Here is a 21,925-nt window from a genome sequence, read left to right as displayed (position 1 = left end):
CCGCCGAGGCGCGCGGGCGCGGCAGGCCGGTGGCGGGCTGCTCCGGCCCCGGGACCTGCGCATGCGTGCGTACGGCCTCGGCGGCCGTGGCCGGGGCCATGCCGTGGCCGGGCTCCTCCGAACGACCGCCGGAGGCACCGTCAACCGGCTGTGAGCCCTCCTGAGAGGTGGGGTACTCCGTCACGCGTGGCATTCCGTCCGTTTGCGCTCGATGTGCGCTGCACTCAACTCGGTCAGTCGCGGTATACCCGCTCAGCGGCGGGGACACCATCACCCCGCTGTTCCGCGTCCCGCTCGTTACCTCTCGTTCGCGTCGACCCGCGGTCAAGTCCCGCTCACCCGGAGACATGTGCCGGAGAAACACCTACCGCGGCCACGCCGACGCCCCGGCGGAGGACGATCCTACGGTTGCCCCCCGGGGGCGCATCAAGGGTCTCATGAGGTCATATGCGCCGGGGTGCGGTCCCAGTCCTCCGGCAGTACGGGCACCCTCCAGGCCGGGTCCGGACGCCAATCCTGCCAGCCTTCGGAGAACGGCGGGCCCCAGGCCTTGATCACGTCCACCGCCGCGCGACCGGCGGCCCGTACCCGCCGGGCCTGTTCCGGAACCATCAGCCCGGACCGCTGGGCCTGCGCGAACTCGTCCTCGTCCCGCCACTTCCAGGTGCGGTCCGGGTAGACGGAGATGTCGAGGAAGTGGTCCTCGGAGTCGATGCCGCCGGACCAGCGCGTCCGGGGCTCCTCGAGGTTCACGTACCAGCTCTTGAAACGCCAGCCGTGCTCCCAGAACAGCCATACCGACCACGGCTCCCCGGGCCGCGCCAGCTTCAGGACGCCCGCCCCGAACCAGCGCGACCGCACGGTGGTGCGCGCCGCGGTGTACCGGGTCGCGAGCGGCTCCTCGTGGACGGCGGTCCCGTCCGCGAGCACCGGTTTGACGCACTCGGTCCCCGGAGCCATCCACACGGCGAGCACCTCGTCGGTGTCGCGCACCACGGTCACCGGCCGGCAGATGTGCACCCGCCCCTCCAGCCCGGGGGCGTGATCGCGGTACCGCCAGAGGATCTGCTCGCCGACCGCCCAGTGCGTGTCCTGTGCCGGACCCGGCGCCGCGCCCCGCGCCGCGCCCCGCGCGCTGCCGCCCCCGCGGCCTCCGGTACCTGTCATGGGCAGATCTTAGGGCGGGGGTCCGCGGGCCCGCTGCGTTGCAGGTCACGGAGGAGTCCGGGGACGGGAAACGACCGGATTCGAACCCTTGGGCGAGGTGGCGGAGGGGCAGGGGCGGGCTCGGCGGCGGGGTCAGGGGCGGGTCATGCGCAGGACGTCCAGGGCCTCGTCGAGCTGTTCCAGGGTGAGGTCGCCGCGCTCGACGTAGCCGGACTCCAGGACGACCTCGCGGATCGTCTTGCGTTCGGCGAGGGACTTCTTGGCGACCTTGGCGGCCTCCTCGTAGCCGATGTACCGGTTCAGCGGGGTCACCACGGAGGGCGAGGACTCGGCGTACTCCCTGGCCCGGGCCGTGTTGGCGGTGATGCCGTCGACCGTGCGGTCGGCCAGTAGGCGGCTCACGCTGGCGAGCAGGCGGATCGATTCGAGGAGGTTGCGGGCCATCACGGGGAGCATCACGTTGAGCTCGAAGTTGCCCGCCGCGCCCGCCACCGCGACCGCCGTGTCGTTCCCCATCACCTGGGCCGCGACCATCAAGGCGGCCTCGGGAATCACCGGATTGACCTTCCCCGGCATGATCGAGGACCCCGGCTGGAGATCCGGGAGATTGATTTCGGCCAATCCGGTGCGCGGACCGGAGGCCATCCAGCGCAGGTCGTTGCAGATCTTGGTGAGCGAGACGGCGACCGTGCGGAGCATCCCCGAGGTCTCCACCAGCGCGTCCCGCGCCCCCTGGGCCTCGAAGTGGTCGCGGGCCTCGGTCAGCGCCAGCCCGGTCGCCGCGGCCACCTCGGCGATCACGGCGGCGGAGAATCCGGGCGGGGTGTTGATCCCGGTGCCCACCGCCGTTCCGCCCAGCGGGAGTTCGGCCAGCCGGGGCAGCGCCGCGCGCAGTCTTTCGACGCCGTAGCGCAGCTGGACCGCGTACCCGCCGAACTCCTGGCCCAGGGTGACCGGGGTGGCGTCCATCAGGTGCGTCCGGCCGGCCTTGACCACCGCGGCGAACTCGGCGGACTTGCGCTCCATCGCGCCGGCCAGGTGCTCCAGGGCGGGGATGAGCTCCCCGGTGACGGCGGCGGTCGCGGCGATGTGGATGGAGGACGGGAAGACGTCGTTGGAGCTCTGCGAGGCGTTCACGTGGTCGTTGGGGTGGACGTCGCGGCCGAGCCGCTCGGTGGCCAGGGTGGCGATGACCTCGTTGGCGTTCATGTTGGACGAGGTGCCGGAACCGGTCTGAAACACGTCGACGGGGAAGTGCTCGTCCCATCGGCCCTCGGCTACCTCGGCGGCCGCGGAGCGGATCGCGGCGGCGATGTCGTCGTCGACCACGCCGAGCCGGGCGTTGACGGCGGCGGCCGCGGCCTTGATCCGGGCCAGAGCCTCGATGTGGGCGCGCTCCAGACGCTGTCCGGAGATGGGGAAGTTCTCCACCGCGCGCTGGGTCTGAGCTCGCCATTTGGCGTGCGCGGGGACCAGTACGTCGCCCATGGAGTCGTGCTCGGTACGGAACCCCTCGGAGCCCGCGGCGGCCTGCTGATCGTCGGTCATGTGTGGCGCCTCCTCAAAAAGTTGAGCAATTGTCTTGTTCGAACTGTTCCCAACTCACCTACCGGCCAGTAAATACCGGGGGTAACACCGATATCGGGGAGGCGTACATGGCACGTGTCCGTACACGATCCAGGATCAGGTTCAGATCTACCTTCGTCGCCGTCGCGGCGGCCGCGGCCGCCCTCGGGGGCGTCACCGCCATCACCCCCATGGCCCACGCGGCAACCGCCGCCGGGTCCGCCGCCCAGCCCGCCGCGACCCCACTCACGCCCGAACTGGAGGCCGTCCGGGCCGCCGAGGCGACCAAGATCTACGGCGACTCCGCGATCCGCCCGCTCGCCGACCGCAAGACCGGCCTGATCTCGCTCGGCGACAGCGAGATCTCGGGCGAGGGCGTCGGCAACTACGACCCCGCGACCAACACCTCCGCCAACCAGTGCCATCGCTCGCCTGACTCGGCGATCCACCGCACCGGCATCGCGGCCGACTACACCTTCAACGTGGCCTGCTCCGGCGGCTACACCGGCAACATCAAGATCGGCGGCAGCAAGCAGTACGCCGACGAGCTGGTGCAGAGCGACAGCCTCGCCGTCAAGGCCCGCAACACCAAGATCAAGATGGTGCTGCTGGTCGCCGGGGCCAACGACGACCTCCAGTTCGGTCCCGTCATGACCGACTGTGTCACACGCTGGGTGCTCAGCCAGGGCACCTGCGAGCCCAAGTACGGTCCCGGCTGGCAGGGACGCGTCGACGGTCTCAAGCCCAAGGTGGAGTCGACGGTCGCGGACCTCAAGACGGTCATGCGCGACGCGGGCTACGCCGACTCCGACTACAAGCTCGTCGTCATGGGCTACCCCAGCCCGATCGGCCCCGACTTCAACGACAACCCCGACTTCCCGGGCAAGCTCCCCGGCGGCTGCGCCGGCTACGACTCCGACGCCGCCTGGGGCCGCAACTACGCCGTGCCCACCTTCGAGAAGGGCATGCGCGCCGCCGCCCTCGCCGCGGGCGCGACCTACCTCGACAACTCGCGGCTCTTCCACGGCCACGAGGTCTGCATGGAGGACGCCTGGGCCCGCGGCCTCTACCTCGACCTCGGGGACCACTTCCCGTGGGACGAGAACACCGCCCGCCAGTCTTTCCACCCCAACTACCGCGGCCACGGCGCCTTCGCGTCCTGTCTGACCCAGCTCTACGCCTCCGGCCTGCGCGAGGCCTCCTGCGCCGACCCGGCGAGCACCGGCACCCCCGTCCTGCAGGCCGGGGCCTGGGACGACCTCTACAAGCCGCTGAAGAACGAGGCCACCGGCAACTGCCTCGACTCCAACGGCGGCTCCAGCGCCAACAACACCAAGGTCATCGGCTGGGACTGCCACGGCGGCCGCAACCAGGGCTGGTGGTACGACTCCGCCAAGAAGTCGCTCCACGTCGGGCTCACCCACGACCGCTGCCTCGACGCCCCCGGCGCCAACTACGGCAACGGCACCGCACTGATCATCTGGAACTGCCACGGCGGCGCCAATCAGCAGTTCGTCCGCGAGGGAGCCACCCTCCGGCCGTCCTCCGCCCCGGGCACGTGCCTGACGGTGGCCGCGGCGCACGAGCCCCTGCGCCTGCAGGTCTGTGACGGCTCGGCGAACCAGCGCTTCGTGTAACACCCCCGCCCCACACCCAACCCCCACACCCGGCCGGCGCATCCCGGCCGGGTGTCCGCATGTCCGGGTGTCCGCATGTCCAGGTGTCGGCATGTCCGGGCCCCGTGCGTCCGGGCCGTTACGCGCCCTTCCTCCCGGCCCGGTTACGGGGTTTGGCGGCGGTTTGGGGAAGTTCTGGTGGGCTTCAGCAGCATGGAGAACGTCCAACCCCACCGATCCTCCAAAGGAGGTGCATTGAGATGAAGAAGATCCAGATTCGCAAGGCAGGCCCGGTTCGCCTGACGTCTTCCGCCTGCTCGCACTACCCGAGCCCCGCCTAACCACACCCGGGCGAGTTCGAGTACGGGCGCCCCCAGTTCCTGGGGGCGCCCTCCCCGGCCGGGCCCGGCCGACGAGAGACGGAGCACCCGCCATGGCGGAGCCGGCCCACCTCAGCGCTGACGACCTCCCGCTGGCGCTCCATCCACTGGTCTTCCTGGAGGACGGCGACGAGGTCACCATCGGCCGCCGCGACACCGAGTCCTACGCGATCTTCCCGCCCGACGGCGCCGCCCTGGTGCGCCGGCTGGGGGAGGGCGCCACCCCCGCGCAGGCCGCCGACTGGTACGAGGCCACGTACGGGGAGCGCGCCGACGTCGGGGACGTCGTCGAGGCCCTGCGGGAGCTCGGCTTCGTGCGCGCCGAGGGCGAGGCGGAGGCGACGGCGGAGCCCGTGCGCTGGCAGCGGCTCGGCCGGGCGGTCTTCTCCCCGGCGGCATGGAGCGCGTACGTGCTGCTGGCGCTCTGGGCGTTGATCTGCGTGGTGCGCCGGCCCGAACTCCTGCCGACCCCCGACGACCTCGTCTTCAGCCACTACTACGCGGTGATCACCCTCGTCCTCTTCGTGGTCGCCGTCCCGCTCATCGCCCTCCACGAGATCTTCCACGCGCTGGCCGGCCGACGCCTCGGCATCCGCTCGCGCACGCGGATGTCGTACCGCTTCTACTTCCTCGTCGTCGAGACCTCGCTGGACGGCCTGGCCGGGGTGGAGCGCCGCAAGCGCTACCTGCCCATCCTCGCCGGGATGGTCGCCGACACCGTCCTGATCAGCCTGGCCGTCATCGTGGCCGGATTCGCGGGCGGGCTGACCTCGCGCGTGTGCCTGGCCGTGGCCTTCACCACCTTCATCCGGCTGATGTGGCAGTTCTTCCTCTACCTGCGCACCGACATCTACGTCCTGATCACCACCGTGCTCGGCTGCGTGGACCTGCACACCACCTCCGTGCGCATGCTCGCCAACCGGGTCAACCGGCTGCTCGGGCGCACCGACCGGCTCACCGACGAGTCCCTGTGGCACCCCGTGGACCGGCGGGCCGCCCGCTGGTACTCCTGGCTGCTGCCCATCGGCTATGTCATCAGCCTGAGCACCTTCGTCTGGGGCGTCGGCCCCGTCTTCCTGGACATGATCTCGGCCTCGCTGAGGCGCTTCGGCGCCGGAGACGGCTCGTCCTGGATCCAGCTGCTCGACGCGGCCGTCTTCCTCGTCCTGACCTTCGGCCAGATCGCCTTCGCCCTCTGGCTCGCCGCCCGGGAGCGCCTGCGCAGCCGGCGGGCCCGGCTCCACCACGTCATCGCCTGACGGGACCACCCCCCGGCGGGCCCCTGTGAAAGGCAGGCCCATGAGCGGGCACCACTGGATCTGCGCGCCGCACCGCCGCGAGCGCGAAACGCTGCGGGCCGGTCTCGACCTGCCCCCGCTGCTCGCGTCCCTGGACGCGCACCGGCGTCTGCGCGGCCCCTACACCGCCGCCGGTGCGCTGCTGCGGCTGGTGGCCCCCGACGCGCTGGCCCGGCGGCCCGAGCTGGCCGGCCGGCACTACATCGAGCTCCAGGAGAGCACGCCCGAACTGGCCCCGCTGGTGCCGCCGATCACGCACCACATCGAGGAGCAGTCGACGGCCGGAGAGGTGAGCCGCTACCCGGCCCGCCTGCACTCCCTGCGCGTCGCGCACGGCATCGTGGACTTCCTGCTCGCCGCCCTCGCCGACGCGGGGCAGAGCCCGCGCACACTGGTCGTGGAGAACGTCCAGCACGCCGACGTGACCGACCAGGAGTTCCTGGCCGCGGCCCTGCGGCGGATCCCGCCCGAGCTCCTCACCCTGGTGCTGTGCTCGGGGACGGCCCGGCTGCTGGACCCGCCCGGCCTCCCCTCCCTCTCGCTCCCGGACGCGCTGGCCGCGTACACGACGAAGACGGAAGGCTCCGCCGCCCCGGCCCCGCACACCGCCGGACCGGACGCGGCCCGCGAGTACGTGGACGGGGACTGCGTGGACGACGACCCCGCGCTGATCGCCGCCTACGAGCGCCTCGCCCAGGCCGAGCGCGCCGCGCTGCACGACCGGCGGGCCGCCGAACTGGCCGGCCCGGCCGAGGCGGAGCCCTCGCTGCGGCTGGGCGCGCTGCCCTACCACCTGATGCGCGGCTCCGACGCCGCCGGGGCCGGGGTCGAGGCGCTGCGCGCGGCCATGCTGCGCTGCAAGTACCTGGGCTTCTACCACATGGCGGCCGAACTGGGCGATGAGGGACGGCGGTCCGTGGACCCGGCCGAACGCGCGCAGCTGTGGTGGGTGTTCATCCGGGAGTCCGGGGTGTGCCTCGCGGCGGCGGGCCGCCCCGACGAGTCGGCCGTGCTCCAGGAGGAGGCGCGGATGGCCACCCAGAACCCCGCGCACCACATGAAGCTCGCGTACGAGATCGGCATGCTCTACGCACGCCACTACCCCGAGGAGCGGCGGGATCCGCGCCAGGCCCGGGCCTGGGTCAACACGGCCATCGCCCTGTCGGACCTGCTGCCGGACCCCAAGGAACGGTCCTTCTACTCGGTCTTCAACCGCAACGGGCTCGCCCTCGTGGAGGTCCGCGACGGCCACCCGGACGAGGCGCTGCGGCTGCTCGACCAGGGGATCGAACGGCTCGACCGGGAGCTCGGCCTGGGGGAGCGCACCTGGCACCGGGTCGGCCTGCGCTACAACCGGGCCCAGGTCAACAGCATGAGCGGGCGCCTGGAAGCGGCCCTAGAGGACTACGCCGAGATCGTGGACGCGGACGACGACTTCGCGGACCACTACTTCAACCGGGGCAACATCCTGCGCAAGCTCGGCCGTTCGGAAGAGGCCATCGCCGACTACGAGCGGGCCCTCGCGCTCGAAGCGCCGTTCCCCGAGGCGTACTACAACCGGGGCGACGCCCGCCTCGAACTCGGCGACAGCGAAGGCGCGTTGGCCGACTTCAGTCGCACCCTCGAACTCGAACCGGGCCACCAGGAGGCACTCCTCGGCCGGGCCGGCCTGCTCGCCGACGCGGGCGAGGCCGGGGCGGCGCTGGCGGACGTGGACGCGGGGCTGGCGCTGGCCCCCGCCCACCCCCACCTGCTGTGCCTGCGCGGCCGGCTGCTGGCGGAGGCGGGCCGCGGCAAGGAGGCGGCCGAGGCGCTCGACTCCGCGCTGGCGGTCGATCCGGGACTGGCCGAGGCGTGGGCCGTCAAGGGTGAACTGGCTTACCTGGACGCCGACCTGGCGACCGCTACGGCCGATTTCGACCGGGCGGTGGAGTTGGCCGACCGGCCCGAATTCCGGTTCAACCGGGCCGTGGTCCACGAGGCGGCCGGCCGGTTCGACCGGGCGGCGGCGGACTTCGACGCCGTGTACGCGGCCACCGGCGACCCCGACGCCGGCGAGCAGCGGGACTCCTGCCTGCGCGCCGCCGAGCACAGCGCCGTCTGAGGCGGAGCACGGGGATGAGCCTGCGGCAACGGGAGCAGGGCCCGGACGTCCGGGCCGACGTACGGGCGGGCGCGGTTGCGGGTGCGGTTGCGGAGGTGCGGCCGGGTGCGGTTCCGGAGGTGCGGCCGGGTGCGGTCCCGCAGGATCGGCCGGGTGTGGCTCCGGACACGCGCCCGGGTGCGGTTCCTGACGCGCGGCCGGACGTCCCGGCGGACGGACTGGCGGCGGCGTTCACCGAGGCGATGGCCCGGCTGGTGTCCGGGGCGGCGGTGATCAGCGGGCGGCGCGCCGACGGGAGCCCGTGCGGACTGCTGGTGTCCTCCCTCAGCTCGTACAGCGTGGCCCCGCCGTCGGTCATGCTGGCGCTCGCGCGCGGCTCGCGTACGTACCGGGCAATGGACGCCCGGGTGGGCACGTCCTTCGGGGCGCACCTGCTGGGCTCCGGGGACGAGGCCCTCGCGAAGGTGTTCGCGGGGCACTCGCAGGACAAGTTCGCGGGCCTGGCGTGGGACTGGGACGACGGGACGCCCCGCCTGGAGGGCGTCCCGGTGTACCTGAAGTGCCGGGTGTCCGCGGTGTTCCCGCACGGGGACCACGCGGTGCTGGTGGGCGAGGTGGAGGACTGCGCGGTGGCGGACGCCGACCCGCTGGTCTACTACCGGCGCCGCCTCGACTGGCGACTGGCCTGAGGCGGTCGGGGGCCGGCCCGGCCGAAGCGGTCCGCGACGCCGCAGGGCGGCTGGTCTGCGGGTGCCGCACGGCGTGGGTCGGTCGTCGGCCGGCCCCCGGGTTCCCGGTCAGTTTCCGGCGAGGGCCCCGGCCGGCTGGAGCAGCAGGGAGCCGTGACATCGGCCGTGCAGGGTGGCGGACGGGCGCAGGCCGCCGAGCAGGGCCCGCTGTACGGCCTGCAGGTCGGGGCCCGGCTCCACGCCGGTGCCCGCGACGACCACCCGTCGGGCGCGGGCGTACGCGTCCAGCGCCTCGGCCCGCCGCCCGGTGCCGGCCAGGGCCAGCATCAGCTGTTCGTGGAACGCCTCGCGCAGCGGGTGGCGGGCGCACAGCTCGGCCAGTTCCGCGACGACCTCCTGGGAGCGGCCCGCGCAGATGTCGGCGCCGATCCGGTCGTGGACCAGGGCGAGCCGCTCCTCGTCCAGCCGGGCCGTGTAGTACTCGGGCAGTCGCGCGGGGCCCAGATCGGCCAGCGGCCTGCCCCGCCACATCGCGAGCGCCGCGGCGAAGGCCTCGCTGGCCGCGGCGCAGTCGCCGCCGGCCAGTTTGTGGCGGCCGAGCGCGGCGCGGGCGCGGGAGAGGTCCAGATCCAGTTCGCCGGGGCCCACTTCCAGGAGGTAGCCGGAGCCCGTCGTGCGGAGCACGGGGTGGCGGCGCGGGTCGCCCCCGGCGCGGCCGTGGCCCGGGTCGAGCGTCCGGCGCAGCCCGGACACGTACATCTGCAGGGTCGCCAGGGCGGACCTGGGCGGGTGGCCGTCCCACAGCTCGTCTATCAGCATGTCCGCCGAGGCCAGCCTGTTCGCGTGCAGCAGCAGGATCGCGAGCAGCGCGCGGCGCTTGAGCGGACTGGGCGTGCAGGTCACCCCGCCCCGGCGCACCTCCAGCGGCCCGAGGACGAGGTAGCTCGGCGCAAGGTCCGGGCCGGCGGCGGCGGTGGCGCCACCGGGTCCGGGGCTGCTGCCGACATCCGCGGTGCCGAAGGGTCTGCCCGGTCTGTCGCCCGCTCCGCCCTTTCCATGCGCTCCGCCCGCCCCGGACGCGGTGGAGTCGGACGCGGTGGAATCATTCGAGCCGTCGGAGCCGCTCGAACCGCTCGAACCGCCGGAACCGCCGGAGCCCGTGGGAACGCCGGAACCCCTGTCGGCCGTACGTCTCGCCTGTCGCTGTAAGCCCATGCCTCAGTCACCCTCGCCCGCGCCACGGCGCTGCTCAGCGCCTGTCCAGTCGTCGGCCAGGCGCACTCGCGGGCTGATCATCCCGTTGTGCGCGCCACGGCATACGTTCGGGGTTCGCCGACCGGCTGTCAGGAGTGCGAATCAGCCAATGCGGCGCGAGGACGCGGTGCGCTAGCGGGCCTCGACTTGCTCTCGCACCGCGCGGGGCCGGTTGGTGATGAGCGTGTCCACTCCGAGGTCCAGGCACAGCTCCACGTCCTCGGGCTCGTCCACGGTCCACACCCGCACCGACAGCCCCTTGGCCTTCAGCCGCCCCACCAACCCCGGATCCCGCCGGACGAGCTCGATCCCGGGGCCCGCGTGCGTGGCGTAGGGCGGGCGGACCGGGCGCAGGCGCCGCTCCATCAGGTACACGGCCGGGAGCCCGGGGGCGAGCCGGTGCATCCGGGTCAGCGCGCCGCGGGAGAAGCTCATCACCTCGACAAGGCCGCCGCGCCCGTCCGCGAGCCCGTGGCGGCGCAGCACGCGTACGAGTTCCTCCTCCAGCCGGCCGCCCGCGCGGGTCGGGTGCTTCGTCTCCACGGCCAGCCCGACAGGCCGCCCGGCGGACAGCGCCTCTTGCAGCAGGTCCTCGAAGAGCAGGACCCGCGCCCCCGCGTGCGCGGCCCCCTTCCAGGCGCCGAAGTCGAGGGCGCGCAGCTCCTCGTAGGTCAGCTCGGAGACGATCCCGCGCCCGTCGGAGGTCCGCTCGACGCGCCGGTCGTGCACGCAGACGAGCCTGCGGTCGGCGGTGAGCCGGACATCGCACTCCAGGGCGTCGGCCCCGTCGGCGACGGCCTGCCGGTAGGCGGCGAGCGTGTGTTCGGGATGCTCGTGGGATGCCCCGCGGTGCGCGACCACCCGGGCGGCGCGGGCGGTGGGAAGGGCGGACGTCACAGTCATGCGGAAATCATCGCAAACCGGGATGAACATCCGGATGCACCCCTGTAACCCCGACGTTAACGCCCGAGGGGCCCTCCACCGGCTGGCGGAGGACCCCTCGGGGTGGTCGTACTCGGCTACGCGAGAGTCGTACTCGGCTACGCGAGTCCGGGGCCCCGGACCGGGATGTGGGTGAACGTCGGCTCGGGAGCCGGGTTCTGGAAGAAGTCGTTGCCCTTGTCGTCGACCACGATGAAGGCCGGGAAGTCCTCGACCTCGATCTTCCAGACCGCCTCCATGCCGAGCTCCTCGTACTCCAGGACCTCGACCTTCTTGATGCAGTCCTGGGCCAGGCGTGCCGCCGGGCCGCCGATGGAGCCGAGGTAGAAGCCGCCGTGCGCGCCGCAGGCGTCGGTCACCTGCTGCGAGCGGTTGCCCTTGGCGAGCATGACCTTCGAGCCGCCCGCGGCCTGGAACTGCTCCACGTAGGAGTCCATGCGTCCGGCCGTGGTCGGGCCGAAGGAACCGGAGGCGTAGCCCTCGGGGGTCTTCGCGGGGCCGGCGTAGTAGACCGGGTGGTCCTTGAGGTACTGCGGCATCTCGGCGCCCGAGTCGAGGAGCTCCTTGATCTTGGCGTGCGCGATGTCGCGCGCCACGACCAGCGGGCCGGTCAGCGAGAGCCGGGTCTTGACCGGGTGCTTGGTCAGGGTCGCCAGGATCTCGTCCATCGGGCGGTTCAGGTCGATGGAGACGACGTCCGCCGAGTCGTCCAGGTGCGAGTCCGTGGTCTCCGGCAGGAACCGCGCCGGGTCCGTCTCCAGCTGCTCCAGGAAGACGCCCTCGGCGGTGATCTTCGCGGTGGCCTGGCGGTCCGCCGAGCAGGAGACCGCGATGGCCACCGGCAGGGAGGCGCCGTGGCGCGGGAGGCGGACGACGCGGACGTCGTGGCAGAAGTACTTGCCGCCGAACTGCGCGCCGATGCCGATCCTCTGGGTGAGCTCGAAGACCTGCTGTTCCAGGGCCTGGTCGCGGAAGCCGTGGCCCAGCGCGGAGCCCTCGGTCGGCAGTTCGTCCAGGTAGTGCGCCGAGGCGTACTTGGCGGTCTTGAGCGCGTGCTCCGCCGAGGTGCCGCCGACCACGATCGCCAGGTGGTACGGCGGGCAGGCCGCGGTGCCCAGCGAACGGATCTTCTCCTCCAGGAACTTCATCATGGAGGCCTCGTTGAGGACCGCCTTGGTCTCCTGGTAGAGGAAGGACTTGTTGGCGGAGCCGCCGCCCTTGGCCATGAAGAGGAACTTGTACGCGCCGCCGTCGGTCGCGTACAGCTCGATCTGCGCGGGCAGGTTCGAGCCGGTGTTCTTCTCCTCCCACATGGTGATCGGGGCCATCTGCGAGTAGCGAAGGTTGAGGCGGGTGTACGCGTCGAAGATGCCGCGCGACAGGGCCGCCTCGTCCGCGCCCGAAGTCAGCACGTTCTGGCCGCGCTTGCCCATCACGATCGCCGTGCCCGTGTCCTGGCACATGGGGAGCACGCCGGCCGCCGCGATGTTGGCGTTCTTCAGGAGGTCGAGCGCGACGAACTTGTCGTTCGCCGAGGCCTCCGGGTCGTCGATGATCCGGCGCAGCTGCGCGAGGTGCGCGGGGCGCAGGAAGTGCTGGATGTCGTGGATCGCCTCTTCGGCGAGCTTGCGCAGCGCCTCCGGCTCGACCTTGAGGAACGTACGGCCGTCGGCCTCGAAGGTGGAGACGCCTTCGGAGGTCACCAGCCGGTAGGGGGTGGTGTCCTCGCCCAGGGGCAGCAGGTCGGTGTACGCAAACTCTGGCATGACGGCAGTCAGTCCTCACTCGGCAGACGGCGCTGGCGACCAATTGGCAGCGCGGTACCAGCGTAGGACCTCCGCCGGGACGTTCGGCTGTGAGGTAAGGCTCACTGGGTCCCGCCGGAGGAGTATCGCGATCTATCGTGTCTCGCTATGCTGGGTGGCGTGGACCTGGAAAAGCACCCCGCGGCGACCGCCGCCCCCGCAGTGGCCGCAGCCGGCGGGCTGCGCGCCTCCGACGCCGACCGGGACCGGATCGCGCAGATCCTCGCCGACGCCCTGGCCGAGGGCCGGCTGAGCGCCGAAGAGCACTCCGACCGCCTCGATTCGCTGTACGCCTTCAAGGCGGTCGGTGAGCTGGACGTCCTCGTACGGGACCTCCCCGCGCCAGCCGACGCCCGGCAGGACTCCGTGTACGCCCCCGAGGGGTACGCGGGCCAGCCCGTGGGCGCCCCGGCCGAGACCCTCGTCGCGGTGTGCAGCAGCTCCTCCCGCAAGGGCCGCTGGCGGCCGGGCGCGCACACCCGCGCGGTCTCCGTCCTCGGCGACATCACCGTCGACCTCACCGAGGCCGTCTTCGAGCAGCAGGTCACCGAGATCAACGTGACCTGCGTCCTCGGCAACGTCGAGATCCTGGTCCCGGAGAACGTCACGCTGCGCGGCTACGGCAGCGGGGTCCTCGGCAACGTCGAGGTGCACGGCGAGGGCCGCGGCGCGGCCGACCCGCACGCACCGGTGGTGATCGTCCGGGGGTTCGCGCTGCTGGGCAACATCGAGGCCCGGCGCAAAGTCGGCGCCCGCCTGGTGGACCTGGCGCTCAAGCTCCGCAAGCGCCAGGGGAGTTGACGGCGCCGGATCCGGCGCCGGATGGGCGACGTCCGGCTGACGGACGGGTGGCGGCGGATTTCGGTCGAACCTCGCGGATCGGCGGCACTCGGTGCATAGGGGCGCGCACAGCGGGTAGGGACAGGTGCATCGTCTCTCGCTCGCGTATACGTCGTCAGGAGTAGACCGTGCCGCATCCGCCGCGCCAGTCCCTGCAGGTAGCCGCCGTCCAGAGTCTTCAGGGGCGTCCGGCGGCGGCCGTGCCGAAGCCGCGGGTGCCGGCCAGGGAAGAGGACGGCCCCTGGCACGCGGACGCGGTGTGCCGACGCGACGAGGCCGGGCTGTTCTTCGCTCCCTCCAAGGAGCCGACGGCCGCCAGGCTGTCCCGCGAGGAGGCTGCCAAGCGGGTCTGTGCCCGCTGCCCCGTGATGGTCGCCTGTCGGGAGCACGCACTGATCCAGCCGGAGCCGTACGGCGTCTGGGGCGGGCTCACGGCCGCCGAGCGCCGGGTGGTGCTGGCGCGCCGCCGGCGCCGGGCGGGGGAGCTGCGCGAGGCCTCGTAGGCGCACGAGGACCGGACACACGCAAGGGGCGCTCCCGCCGCACGCGGGAGCGCCCCTTCCGACGTGCCGTCACCGGCACGTCCACTGTGGCTTGTGGCTGGTGGCCGCGTCCTACTGGGCGCGGTCGAAGTCGATCGCGCTGTAGGCGCGGAGCTTCGAGAGCCGGTGGGTCGAGTCGATCTGCCGGATCGTGCCCGACTTCGAGCGCATGACCAGCGAGGACGTCGTCGCGGTCTCCGAGCGGTAGTGGACGCCGCGCAGCAGCTCGCCGTCCGTGATGCCCGTGGCGACGAAGAAGACGTTGTCGCCGGAGACCAGGTCGTTGGTGTGCAGGACGCGGTCCAGGTCGTGGCCCGCGGCGATGGCCTTCTGGCGCTCGTCCTCGTCCTTGGGCCACAGCTTGCCCTGGATGGTTCCGCCGAGGCACTTGATGGCGCAGGCGGAGATGATGCCCTCGGGGGTGCCGCCGATGCCGAGGAGCAGGTCGACGCCGGTGCCCTCGCGGACGGCCATGACCGAGCCGGCGACGTCGCCGTCGGAGATGAACTTGATGCGGGCGCCGGTCTCGCGGATCTCCTTGACGATGCCCTCGTGGCGGGGGCGGTCGAGGATGACCACGGTGACGTCTTCCACGGCCATGTTCTTGGCCTTGGCGACGCGGCGGATGTTGACGGAGACCGGGGCGTTGATGTCGACGAAGTCGGCGGCCTCGGGACCGGTGACCAGCTTCTCCATGTAGAACACCGCGGACGGGTCGAACATGGTGCCGCGGTCGGCGGCGGCCAGGACGGCGATGGCGTTCGGCATGCCCTTGGCGTTCAGGGTGGTGCCGTCGATCGGGTCCACGGCGATGTCGACCTCGGCACCGGTGCCGTCGCCGACCCGCTCGCCGTTGAAGAGCATCGGGGCTTCGTCCTTCTCGCCCTCGCCGATGACGACGACGCCGTTCATCGAAACGGTGGAGATCAGGGTTCGCATCGCGTTGACGGCGGCGCCGTCGGCGCCGAGCTTGTCGCCGCGCCCGACCCAGCGGCCGGCGGCCATCGCGGCGGCCTCGGTGACCCGGACGAGTTCCAGGGCGAGGTTGCGGTCGGGTGCCTCCGGCGAGACTTCGAGCTGGGGCGGCAGGTTGTGCTCGGTCATCGGAGCGCACCTTTCTGTACGGCGACGGCCGGGAGTGAGGGTCCCTCGACTCTATCGGTACGTCGATACATTGAGCAGACCGGGTCACGTATGAGCGGTATATCGGTCAGTCGATTGTCCTGAGCGGACGTCTTGCGGGATACGGCGGCGGGTGGGGCGGGCGGATGCGGCGGGGATGCGGCGGGGGATGCGGCGGCGATGTGGGGGCCGCCACGCCGACCCCGGCGGTGATCGCCGCTGGCGATGCGGGACGATGGTCCCGTGGCAGGTATGAAGGGCAAGCAGACGGTTCGGGACATGGTCCTCTCGCTGACGGTGATCGGCCTCGTCGTGGGCGGCATCTACATGTTCATCCCCCATGACGAGAAGGCCGATCCGACGCGGGTGGTCGACTACCGCGTCGAGACGCTCACGGCCCGGCGCGCGGCCCCGTACCCGCTGGCCGCCCCCGTGGGGCTGCCGAAGGAGTGGCGGGCCACCTCGGTTGGCTTCGCGGCGAAGGACGCCAGCGCCTGGCACCTGGGCTTCCTGGACCCGCAGCAGCAGTACGTGGCGGTGGAGCAGTCCACGGACACCACGGCGGGTTACATCGGCAAGGTCACCCAGAGGGCGAAGGCCACCGGGCAGACCCAGCAGGTCGGGGACCAGGCCTGGGAGCGCTGGGACGGCGAGCAGTACGACGCCCTGGTGCGCCAGGAGCAGGGCTACGTCACGGTGGTGACCGGGACGGCCTCCTTCGAGCAGCTCGGTGCGATGGCGGCGACGCTGGAGTTCAAGCAGGGCGCCGAGCAGCGGTAGCGGCGACGCCGGCGAACGAGCGAACGACAAAAGAGGCCGCGCGCCCCGGAATCCGGGGCGCGCGGCCTCTCTCGCGTTTCGGGCGGAAGCTCAGACCGTGGTGATGACCTGGTCGAACTCCAGGCGCGGGGAGCGCGGGAACCAGGCGTCGTCGCCCGGCTTGCCGATGTTGATGACCATCAGCGGGGTGTGGTCGCCGTCCAGGAACTCCTTCTGCACACCGGCGAAGTCCAGGCCGGTCATCGGGCCCGCGGCCAGGCCGGCGGCGCGGACGCCCATGATGAAGTAGGCGGCCTGCAAGGTGGCGTTGACCAGCGCGGACTGCTCGCGGACCGGGCGCTCGGCGAAGAACATGTCCTTGGCCTGCGGGAAGTGCGGGAGCAGCTGCGGGAGCTCCTCGTGGAACTCGTTGTCCGCCGCCAGGATCGCGACCAGCGGGGCGGCGGCGGTCTTGGCCTGGTTGCCCTCGGCCATGTGCTTCACCAGGCGCTCGCGGGCCTCGGCGGAGCGGACCAGGGTGATGCGCAGCGGGGTCTGGTTGAAGGCGGTCGGGCCGAACTTCACCAGGTCGTAGATCGCCTGGACCTGCTCCTCGGTCACCGGCTCGTCGGAGAACGTGTTGGCGGTGCGGGCCTCGCGGAAGAGGAGGTCCTGAGCGGCGGCGTCGAGAACGAGAGACATCGGAAAGCCTTCTTCTGTACGGAACGAAGCTGAAGCGATGTCTTGAACACTACGCTCGAGATAGGTGAAAATTCAACTAAATGGTGGGGTGGTGATCGAGCTCACTCCCGGCCGCGCTCCCCGCCCGCCCCGCCGTCCTCCGCCGCGTCGCGCGCGGCCAGAGCCGAGTCCAGCCGGGCGCGGGCGCCCTCCAGCCAGTGGCGGCACACCTTCGCGAGTTCCTCGCCGCGCTCCCAGAGGGCGAGGGAGTCCTCCAGCGAGGTGCCCCCGGCCTCCAGCTTGCGGACGACCTCGATGAGCTCGTCGCGTGCCTGCTCGTACCCCAGCGCCGTATCGGTTTCGGCCATTCCCGCATCCCACCTTAAATGTCTAATACAACGAATTTGTTGCCGCAGAGTGCCGCGTCACGCGAGGTCCTCGGACCCGGAGGCCTCGACGGTCACCCGGAACGCGCCGTCCGCCACCCGCGCCCGCAGCACATCGCCCGCGGACACGTCCTGCGGCGAGCGCACCACGTGGCCGTCGGCCCGTTGCAGCACCGCGTACCCGCGCTCCAGCGTCGCCGCCGGCGACAGCGCCACCACCCGGGCGAGCGTGTGCGCCAGCTCCGAATCGGCCCGGTCCAGCAAGTGCCCCAGCGTCCGGCGGCCGCGCGCCAGCAGTGCGTCGAGCTCGGCTTCCCGGGTCTCCACCATCCGCTGGGGATGGACGAAGACCGGCCGCGCGAGGGCGTGCGCTAGCCCCCGCTCCTCCCGGTCGAGCAGCCCGCGCACGGCGCGCAGCCCCCGGCCCTGGAGCTGGCGCACCCGCTCCAGCTCCTCGCCGACGTCCGGGACCACCTTCTTCGCCGCGTCCGTGGGCGTGGACGCCCGCAGGTCCGCGACCAGGTCCAGCAGCGGGGAGTCCGGCTCGTGGCCGATCGCCGAGACGACCGGGGTGCGGGCCGCCGCGACGGTCCGTACGACCTCCTCGTCGGAGAACGGCAGGAGGTCCTCCACGCTGCCGCCGCCGCGCGCCACGATGATCACGTCCACCTCGGGCATGGCGTCCAGTTCCTTGACCGCCTGGATCACCTGGGGCACCGCGTTCACCCCCTGGACGGCGACGTTGCGGACCTCGAAGCGGACCGCCGGCCACCTGCGCCGCGCGTTCTCCAGCACGTCGCGCTCGGCCGCCGAGGCCCGCCCCACCACCAGCCCGATCAGCTGCGGCAGGAAGGGCAGCGGCTGCTTGCGGTCCAGTGCGAAGAGCCCCTCGCCGGCGAGCGAGCGCTTGAGCCGCTCCAGCCGCGCGAGCAGCTCGCCGATGCCGACGGGCCGTATCTCGGTCGCCCGCAGGGACAGCTGCCCGCGCGGGGCGTACCACTCGGGCTTGGCCAGTACGACGACCCGCGCGCCCTCCGTCACCGAGTCCGCGACCTCGTCGAAGACCTGGCGGAAGCAGGTCACGCTGAGCGAGATGTCGTGGGAGGGGTCGCGCAGCGTCAGGAAGACCACACCCGCTCCCGGCCTGCGCGAGAGCTGCGTGATCTGACCTTCCACCCACACCTGGCCGAGCTTGTCGATCCAGCCCCCGATGAGCCGGGACACCTGACCGACCGGCAGCGGCGCGTCAGCCGACGTATTCAGACCCATGCACGCAGGCTAACCGCCCGAACTGACACCGGCGTCGGGACCGGACCCCTCGGCGCCCGCGCGCCGCCCGCGCTGGGCCACCAGCACGCCCAGGCCCACCACCAGCCACACCGCCCCCACCAGCTGGGCCGTCCACGAGGCCTCGACGATCACCGCGACCGTCACGGCGGCACCGAGCACCGGGATCACCAGGTGCTTGAACCAGTTCGGGGCGCCCTCGCGCCGCTTGACGACGAACCAGCCGACCACCGAGGCGTGCAGCAGGGTGAAGGCCACCAGCGCCCCGATGTCGACCACCGAGACCAGGTGGTCAAGGCCGTCGTCACGCCTGGCCGCCCACACCGCCGCGATCAGCGTCACGGTCGCCGCCACCAGCAGCGCCGGGCGCGGCGTGCCGTGGGAGGTGCGGGCGAGCGCGCGGGGCAGCCGCCGCTCGCGGGCCATCGCGAACAGCAGCCGGCCGGCCGCCGCCTGTCCGGCCAGCGCCGCGAAGGCGGCCCCGATCGCCTTGCTGACCGCGACCAGATCGTGCAGCCAGGGGCCTACGGAGACCTCGGCCGTCGTGTAGAAGGCCGACCCCTGCTTCGCCGGGTCGGCCGCCAGCTCCGCCGCCGAGAGGGGGCTGAGGAGGGCCGCCAGATAGGTCTGGGCGATGAACAGCACCCCGGTCAGGGCGAGGCAGAACAGCACCGCCCGTGCCACCTTCGCGCTGCCGTCCGCCCGTCGCCCGCCACCACCCTTCCGAGCGGCTTCGCCCTTCCCGGGTGCTTCGCCCCCCTTCTCATCCACCTCCTCGGCGAACGAGGCGATGGCGTCGAAGCCCAGGTACGACAGGACCGCGACCGAGACCGCGCCGAGCACGGCGGTCGTCGAGAAGCCGCCGAGCGAGCCGTCGCCGGTGAACGGGGAGAGCCAGCCGCGGTGCTCCGCGCCCCCGACCAGCACGGTCACCGCCGAGACCAGGAACACCAGTAGGACCGCGATCTCCATGGCCAGCACGGCGAAGCCCACGCGCGCGGCGGCCCGTACGCCCCACAGGTTGAGCAGGGTGGTCACGACCACCGCCAGGGCCGTCCACACCCACCGGGAGACCTCCGGGACCAGCGCGTTCATGGCGATCCCGGAGAACAGGTACGCGACCGCCGGGATGAGCAGGTAGTCGAGCATCGCCATCCAGCCGGCGATCAGGCCCGGACCCTCACCCAGGCCCTTGCGGGCGTAGGTGAAGACGGAGCCGGCCTGCGGAGCCACGCGCACCATCTGGGCGTACGAGAAGGCCGTGAAGGCCATCGCGACGGTCGCGACGAGGTAGACGAGGGCGACGGCGCCGCGCGATTTCGCGTCGAGGGTCCCGAAGACGCCGACCGGGGCCATGGGGGCGATGAACAGGAGCCCGTAGACGACCAGGTCCCGGAAGCCGAGACTGCGGCGCAGCGCGCTGCCGGGCCCGCCGGGGGTTTCGGGAGTGCCGGGCGCCGTGCTGGATTCCGTCGCGGACGCCATCGTTCCTCCGGGGGATAGCCGGTACGGACATTCGACCCAGTTTGTGCCGAACAGGCGACGCCCGGCCCGCTGGAGACCCCCGTACGATGGAGCCCATGACTGCTGCCGCCCCCGCTCCCGCATCCCGCCGCGTCCTGCTCGCCGCCCCTCGCGGCTACTGCGCGGGCGTGGACCGAGCCGTGATCGCCGTCGAGAAGGCCCTCGAGCAGTACGGTGCGCCGGTCTACGTCCGGCACGAGATCGTGCACAACAAGTACGTCGTCCAGACCCTGGAGAAGAAGGGGGCCGTCTTCGTCGAGCGGACGGAGGAGGTGCCCGAGGGCTCCATCGTGATGTTCTCCGCGCACGGCGTGGCCCCGGTGGTGCACGAGGAGGCGGCGCGCGGCAAGCTCGCGACGATCGACGCGACCTGCCCGCTGGTCACCAAGGTGCACAAGGAAGCCATCCGCTACGCGAACGAGGACTTCGACATCCTCCTCATCGGCCACGAGGGCCACGAGGAGGTCATCGGCACCTCCGGCGAGGCCCCGGACCACATCACCATCGTGGACGGCCCGCACGACGTGGAGAAGGTCACCGTCCGCGACGAGTCGAAGGTGGTCTGGCTGTCGCAGACCACGCTCTCCGTCGACGAGACGATGGAGACGGTCGACGCGCTGAAGACCAAGTTCCCGCTGCTCATCTCGCCGCCGAGCGACGACATCTGCTACGCCACCTCGAACCGCCAGGAGGCGGTCAAGGCGATGGGCGCGGACTCCGATCTGGTCATCGTCGTCGGCTCCAAGAACTCCTCGAACTCGATCCGCCTCGTCGAGGTCGCCCTCGACGCGGGCGCGCGCGCCGCGTACCTCGTCGACTTCGCGAGCGAGATCGACGAGGCCTGGCTCGAAGGCGTCACCACCGTCGGCCTGACCTCGGGCGCTTCGGTGCCGGAGGTACTGGTCGAAGAGGTGCTGGAGTGGCTCGGCGAGCGCGGGTACGCGGACGTCGAGATCGTGAAGACCGCCGAGGAATCGATCGTCTTCTCGCTGCCGAAGGAGCTGCGCCGCGACCTGCGCGCGGAGGCGGCGGAGCTGGTGTCGGAGAAGTAGGCGGAGCAGCGCCGGAGAAGTGGGCGGAGCAGCCGCCGCAGAAGTAGGCGCGATCGGGGCAGGGCACCGGGGCCCGGCATTTCGTACGGTGAGTCCATGGAGATCTTCGGTGTGGACATCGGCGGTTCCGGGATCAAGGGCGCTCCCGTGGACCTGGACCGCGGCGACCTGGCGCGGGAGCGCCACAAGGTGCTGACTCCGCAGCCGGCCACCCCCGACGGGGTGGCCGGCTGCGTCGGCGAGGTGGTGCGCCACTTCGACTGGGACGGCCCGGTCGGGGTCACGTTCCCGGGCGTGGTCACGAGCGGGGTCATCCGTTCGGCGGCCAACATGGACGCCGCCTGGGTCGGCGTGGACGCCGCGGCCCTCCTTTCGCAGCGCCTGGACGGCCGGCCGGTCACGGTCCTGAACGACGCGGACGCGGCGGGGATCGCGGAGATGTCCTACGGGGCCGGGCGCGGGATCGGCGGCACCGTCATCCTGCTCACGCTGGGCACCGGGATCGGCAGCGCGCTCTTCATGGACGGGCGGCTGGTGGCCAACACCGAGCTGGGACACCTGGAGCTGAAGGGCCACGACGCGGAGACGCGGGCGTCGGTGAAGGCGAAGGAGGACGGGGACCTCACGTGGGAGCGCTGGGCGCACCGGGTGGGGAAGTACCTGGCCCACGTGGAGATGCTGTTCTCGCCGGACCTGTTCATCATCGGCGGCGGCGTGAGCCGCAAGCCGGAGAAGTTCCTGCCGCTGATCGAGGGCGTCCGGGCGGAGATCGTTCCCGCGAAGCTGCAGAACAACGCGGGCATCGTGGGCGCGGCGATGGCGGCGCACGCGGCGTCGCACTAGTGTCCTGAGTCTCGGAAAGTCCATAGAAGTATGCTGATCTCATGGCACGCATGGGACGGCCGACGGCC

At 72.0% G+C, this 21,925-nt stretch carries 19 protein-coding genes; 9 read left to right on the top strand and 10 right to left on the bottom strand.

Annotated elements, in window-relative coordinates:
- Window positions 1-435 precede the first annotated feature (435 nt).
- Together J7E97_RS15665 and J7E97_RS15660 are read right to left on the bottom strand one after the other, a co-directional pair.
- Entirely contained in the window at window positions 436-1,167 is a 732-nt protein-coding gene (locus J7E97_RS15665) for a DUF402 domain-containing protein (RefSeq protein WP_215027446.1), read from the bottom strand.
- A gap of 132 nt (window positions 1,168-1,299) precedes the next feature.
- Window positions 1,300-2,715: an aspartate ammonia-lyase gene (locus J7E97_RS15660; RefSeq protein ID WP_215027444.1), complete on the bottom strand. Its 1,416-nt coding sequence runs from the start codon at window positions 2,713-2,715 to the stop codon at window positions 1,300-1,302.
- A 107-nt stretch (window positions 2,716-2,822) separates the two neighbouring features.
- Between J7E97_RS15660 and J7E97_RS15655 the strand changes: the two genes are divergently transcribed.
- From J7E97_RS15655 to J7E97_RS15640, 4 genes are all read left to right on the top strand, one after another.
- Entirely contained in the window at window positions 2,823-4,370 is a 1,548-nt protein-coding gene (locus J7E97_RS15655) for a ricin-type beta-trefoil lectin domain protein (RefSeq protein ID WP_215027443.1), read from the top strand.
- Between the two features lie 412 nt (window positions 4,371-4,782).
- Window positions 4,783-5,988 carry a hypothetical protein gene (locus J7E97_RS15650; protein WP_215027441.1) on the top strand — a complete coding sequence of 402 codons (1,206 nt, stop codon included), beginning with the start codon at window positions 4,783-4,785 and terminating at the stop codon, window positions 5,986-5,988.
- 40 nt (window positions 5,989-6,028) lie between these two features.
- A complete protein-coding gene (locus tag J7E97_RS15645) occupies window positions 6,029-8,131 on the top strand; it encodes a tetratricopeptide repeat protein (RefSeq protein ID WP_215027439.1) in 2,103 nt (700 codons plus the stop codon).
- 155 nt (window positions 8,132-8,286) lie between these two features.
- On the top strand, window positions 8,287-8,820 hold the full coding sequence (locus tag J7E97_RS15640) for a flavin reductase family protein (RefSeq protein ID WP_215027437.1): 534 nt from the start codon (window positions 8,287-8,289) through the stop codon (window positions 8,818-8,820).
- Between the two features lie 108 nt (window positions 8,821-8,928).
- On the opposite strand, the gene J7E97_RS15635 is transcribed toward J7E97_RS15640, so the two are convergent.
- The 3 genes from J7E97_RS15635 to J7E97_RS15625 all read right to left on the bottom strand — a co-directional run bounded on the left by J7E97_RS15635 (window position 8,929) and on the right by J7E97_RS15625 (window position 12,782).
- A complete protein-coding gene (locus J7E97_RS15635; protein WP_215027435.1) occupies window positions 8,929-10,035 on the bottom strand; it encodes an AfsR/SARP family transcriptional regulator in 1,107 nt (368 codons plus the stop codon).
- A 171-nt stretch (window positions 10,036-10,206) separates the two neighbouring features.
- Window positions 10,207-10,977, bottom strand: coding sequence for a glycerophosphodiester phosphodiesterase (locus J7E97_RS15630; protein WP_215027433.1), 771 nt, complete (start codon window positions 10,975-10,977; stop codon window positions 10,207-10,209).
- A gap of 137 nt (window positions 10,978-11,114) precedes the next feature.
- Entirely contained in the window at window positions 11,115-12,782 is a 1,668-nt protein-coding gene (locus J7E97_RS15625) for a fumarate hydratase (RefSeq protein WP_215027431.1), read from the bottom strand.
- A 159-nt stretch (window positions 12,783-12,941) separates the two neighbouring features.
- Between J7E97_RS15625 and J7E97_RS15620 the strand changes: the two genes are divergently transcribed.
- Together J7E97_RS15620 and J7E97_RS15615 are read left to right on the top strand one after the other, a co-directional pair.
- On the top strand, window positions 12,942-13,622 hold the full coding sequence (locus J7E97_RS15620) for a DUF1707 domain-containing protein (RefSeq protein ID WP_308346519.1): 681 nt from the start codon (window positions 12,942-12,944) through the stop codon (window positions 13,620-13,622).
- 167 nt (window positions 13,623-13,789) lie between these two features.
- The gene (locus J7E97_RS15615) at window positions 13,790-14,164 is read left to right on the top strand and encodes a WhiB family transcriptional regulator (protein ID WP_374224160.1); all 375 of its coding nucleotides are present in this window, start codon (window positions 13,790-13,792) and stop codon (window positions 14,162-14,164) included.
- Window positions 14,165-14,275: 111 nt separating this feature from the next.
- Here the strand turns inward: J7E97_RS15615 and glpX are convergent, their stop codons facing one another.
- On the bottom strand, window positions 14,276-15,307 hold the full coding sequence (gene glpX / locus J7E97_RS15610) for a class II fructose-bisphosphatase (RefSeq protein WP_215027427.1): 1,032 nt from the start codon (window positions 15,305-15,307) through the stop codon (window positions 14,276-14,278).
- A gap of 270 nt (window positions 15,308-15,577) precedes the next feature.
- Here glpX and J7E97_RS15605 point away from each other — a divergent pair, with 270 nt between their 5' ends.
- Window positions 15,578-16,105 carry a DUF4245 domain-containing protein gene (locus tag J7E97_RS15605; protein WP_251054612.1) on the top strand — a complete coding sequence of 176 codons (528 nt, stop codon included), beginning with the start codon at window positions 15,578-15,580 and terminating at the stop codon, window positions 16,103-16,105.
- A gap of 90 nt (window positions 16,106-16,195) precedes the next feature.
- On the opposite strand, the gene J7E97_RS15600 is transcribed toward J7E97_RS15605, so the two are convergent.
- The 4 genes from J7E97_RS15600 to J7E97_RS15585 form a co-directional block, all read right to left on the bottom strand.
- Window positions 16,196-16,786, bottom strand: coding sequence for a malonic semialdehyde reductase (locus J7E97_RS15600; protein ID WP_215027423.1), 591 nt, complete (start codon window positions 16,784-16,786; stop codon window positions 16,196-16,198).
- Between the two features lie 101 nt (window positions 16,787-16,887).
- On the bottom strand, window positions 16,888-17,133 hold the full coding sequence (locus tag J7E97_RS15595; RefSeq protein WP_215027421.1) for an exodeoxyribonuclease VII small subunit: 246 nt from the start codon (window positions 17,131-17,133) through the stop codon (window positions 16,888-16,890).
- 57 nt (window positions 17,134-17,190) lie between these two features.
- Window positions 17,191-18,420, bottom strand: coding sequence for an exodeoxyribonuclease VII large subunit (xseA, locus tag J7E97_RS15590; protein WP_215027418.1), 1,230 nt, complete (start codon window positions 18,418-18,420; stop codon window positions 17,191-17,193).
- A 9-nt stretch (window positions 18,421-18,429) separates the two neighbouring features.
- A complete protein-coding gene (locus J7E97_RS15585) occupies window positions 18,430-19,923 on the bottom strand; it encodes an APC family permease (protein WP_215027416.1) in 1,494 nt (497 codons plus the stop codon).
- A gap of 86 nt (window positions 19,924-20,009) precedes the next feature.
- Between J7E97_RS15585 and J7E97_RS15580 the strand changes: the two genes are divergently transcribed.
- Together J7E97_RS15580 and ppgK are read left to right on the top strand one after the other, a co-directional pair.
- The gene (locus J7E97_RS15580; RefSeq protein ID WP_215027414.1) at window positions 20,010-21,014 is read left to right on the top strand and encodes a 4-hydroxy-3-methylbut-2-enyl diphosphate reductase; all 1,005 of its coding nucleotides are present in this window, start codon (window positions 20,010-20,012) and stop codon (window positions 21,012-21,014) included.
- A 96-nt stretch (window positions 21,015-21,110) separates the two neighbouring features.
- A complete protein-coding gene (gene ppgK / locus J7E97_RS15575; RefSeq protein WP_215027413.1) occupies window positions 21,111-21,857 on the top strand; it encodes a polyphosphate--glucose phosphotransferase in 747 nt (248 codons plus the stop codon).
- Window positions 21,858-21,925 lie beyond the last annotated feature (68 nt).

The organism is Streptomyces sp. ISL-66, assembly GCF_018614135.1.
GTDB lineage: Bacteria > Actinomycetota > Actinomycetes > Streptomycetales > Streptomycetaceae > Streptomyces.
Note: the sequence above shows the minus strand (reverse complement) of the source record. Positions and strands in the feature narration are given on the sequence as shown.

Coding starts and splice junctions, on each gene's coding strand:
- xseA (WP_215027418.1), bottom strand. CDS start 18,420: ATGGGTCTGAATACGTCGGCTGACGCGCCGCTGCCGGTCGGTCAGGTG.
- J7E97_RS15660 (WP_215027444.1), bottom strand. CDS start 2,715: ATGACCGACGATCAGCAGGCCGCCGCGGGCTCCGAGGGGTTCCGTACC.
- J7E97_RS15650 (WP_215027441.1), top strand. CDS start 4,783: ATGGCGGAGCCGGCCCACCTCAGCGCTGACGACCTCCCGCTGGCGCTC.
- J7E97_RS15655 (WP_215027443.1), top strand. CDS start 2,823: ATGGCACGTGTCCGTACACGATCCAGGATCAGGTTCAGATCTACCTTC.
- ppgK (WP_215027413.1), top strand. CDS start 21,111: ATGGAGATCTTCGGTGTGGACATCGGCGGTTCCGGGATCAAGGGCGCT.
- glpX (WP_215027427.1), bottom strand. CDS start 15,307: ATGACCGAGCACAACCTGCCGCCCCAGCTCGAAGTCTCGCCGGAGGCA.
- J7E97_RS15585 (WP_215027416.1), bottom strand. CDS start 19,923: ATGGCGTCCGCGACGGAATCCAGCACGGCGCCCGGCACTCCCGAAACC.
- J7E97_RS15595 (WP_215027421.1), bottom strand. CDS start 17,133: ATGGCCGAAACCGATACGGCGCTGGGGTACGAGCAGGCACGCGACGAG.
- J7E97_RS15645 (WP_215027439.1), top strand. CDS start 6,029: ATGAGCGGGCACCACTGGATCTGCGCGCCGCACCGCCGCGAGCGCGAA.
- J7E97_RS15605 (WP_251054612.1), top strand. CDS start 15,578: ATGAAGGGCAAGCAGACGGTTCGGGACATGGTCCTCTCGCTGACGGTG.
- J7E97_RS15635 (WP_215027435.1), bottom strand. CDS start 10,035: ATGGGCTTACAGCGACAGGCGAGACGTACGGCCGACAGGGGTTCCGGC.
- J7E97_RS15625 (WP_215027431.1), bottom strand. CDS start 12,782: ATGCCAGAGTTTGCGTACACCGACCTGCTGCCCCTGGGCGAGGACACC.
- J7E97_RS15665 (WP_215027446.1), bottom strand. CDS start 1,167: ATGACAGGTACCGGAGGCCGCGGGGGCGGCAGCGCGCGGGGCGCGGCG.
- J7E97_RS15580 (WP_215027414.1), top strand. CDS start 20,010: ATGGAGCCCATGACTGCTGCCGCCCCCGCTCCCGCATCCCGCCGCGTC.
- J7E97_RS15600 (WP_215027423.1), bottom strand. CDS start 16,786: ATGTCTCTCGTTCTCGACGCCGCCGCTCAGGACCTCCTCTTCCGCGAG.
- J7E97_RS15630 (WP_215027433.1), bottom strand. CDS start 10,977: ATGACTGTGACGTCCGCCCTTCCCACCGCCCGCGCCGCCCGGGTGGTC.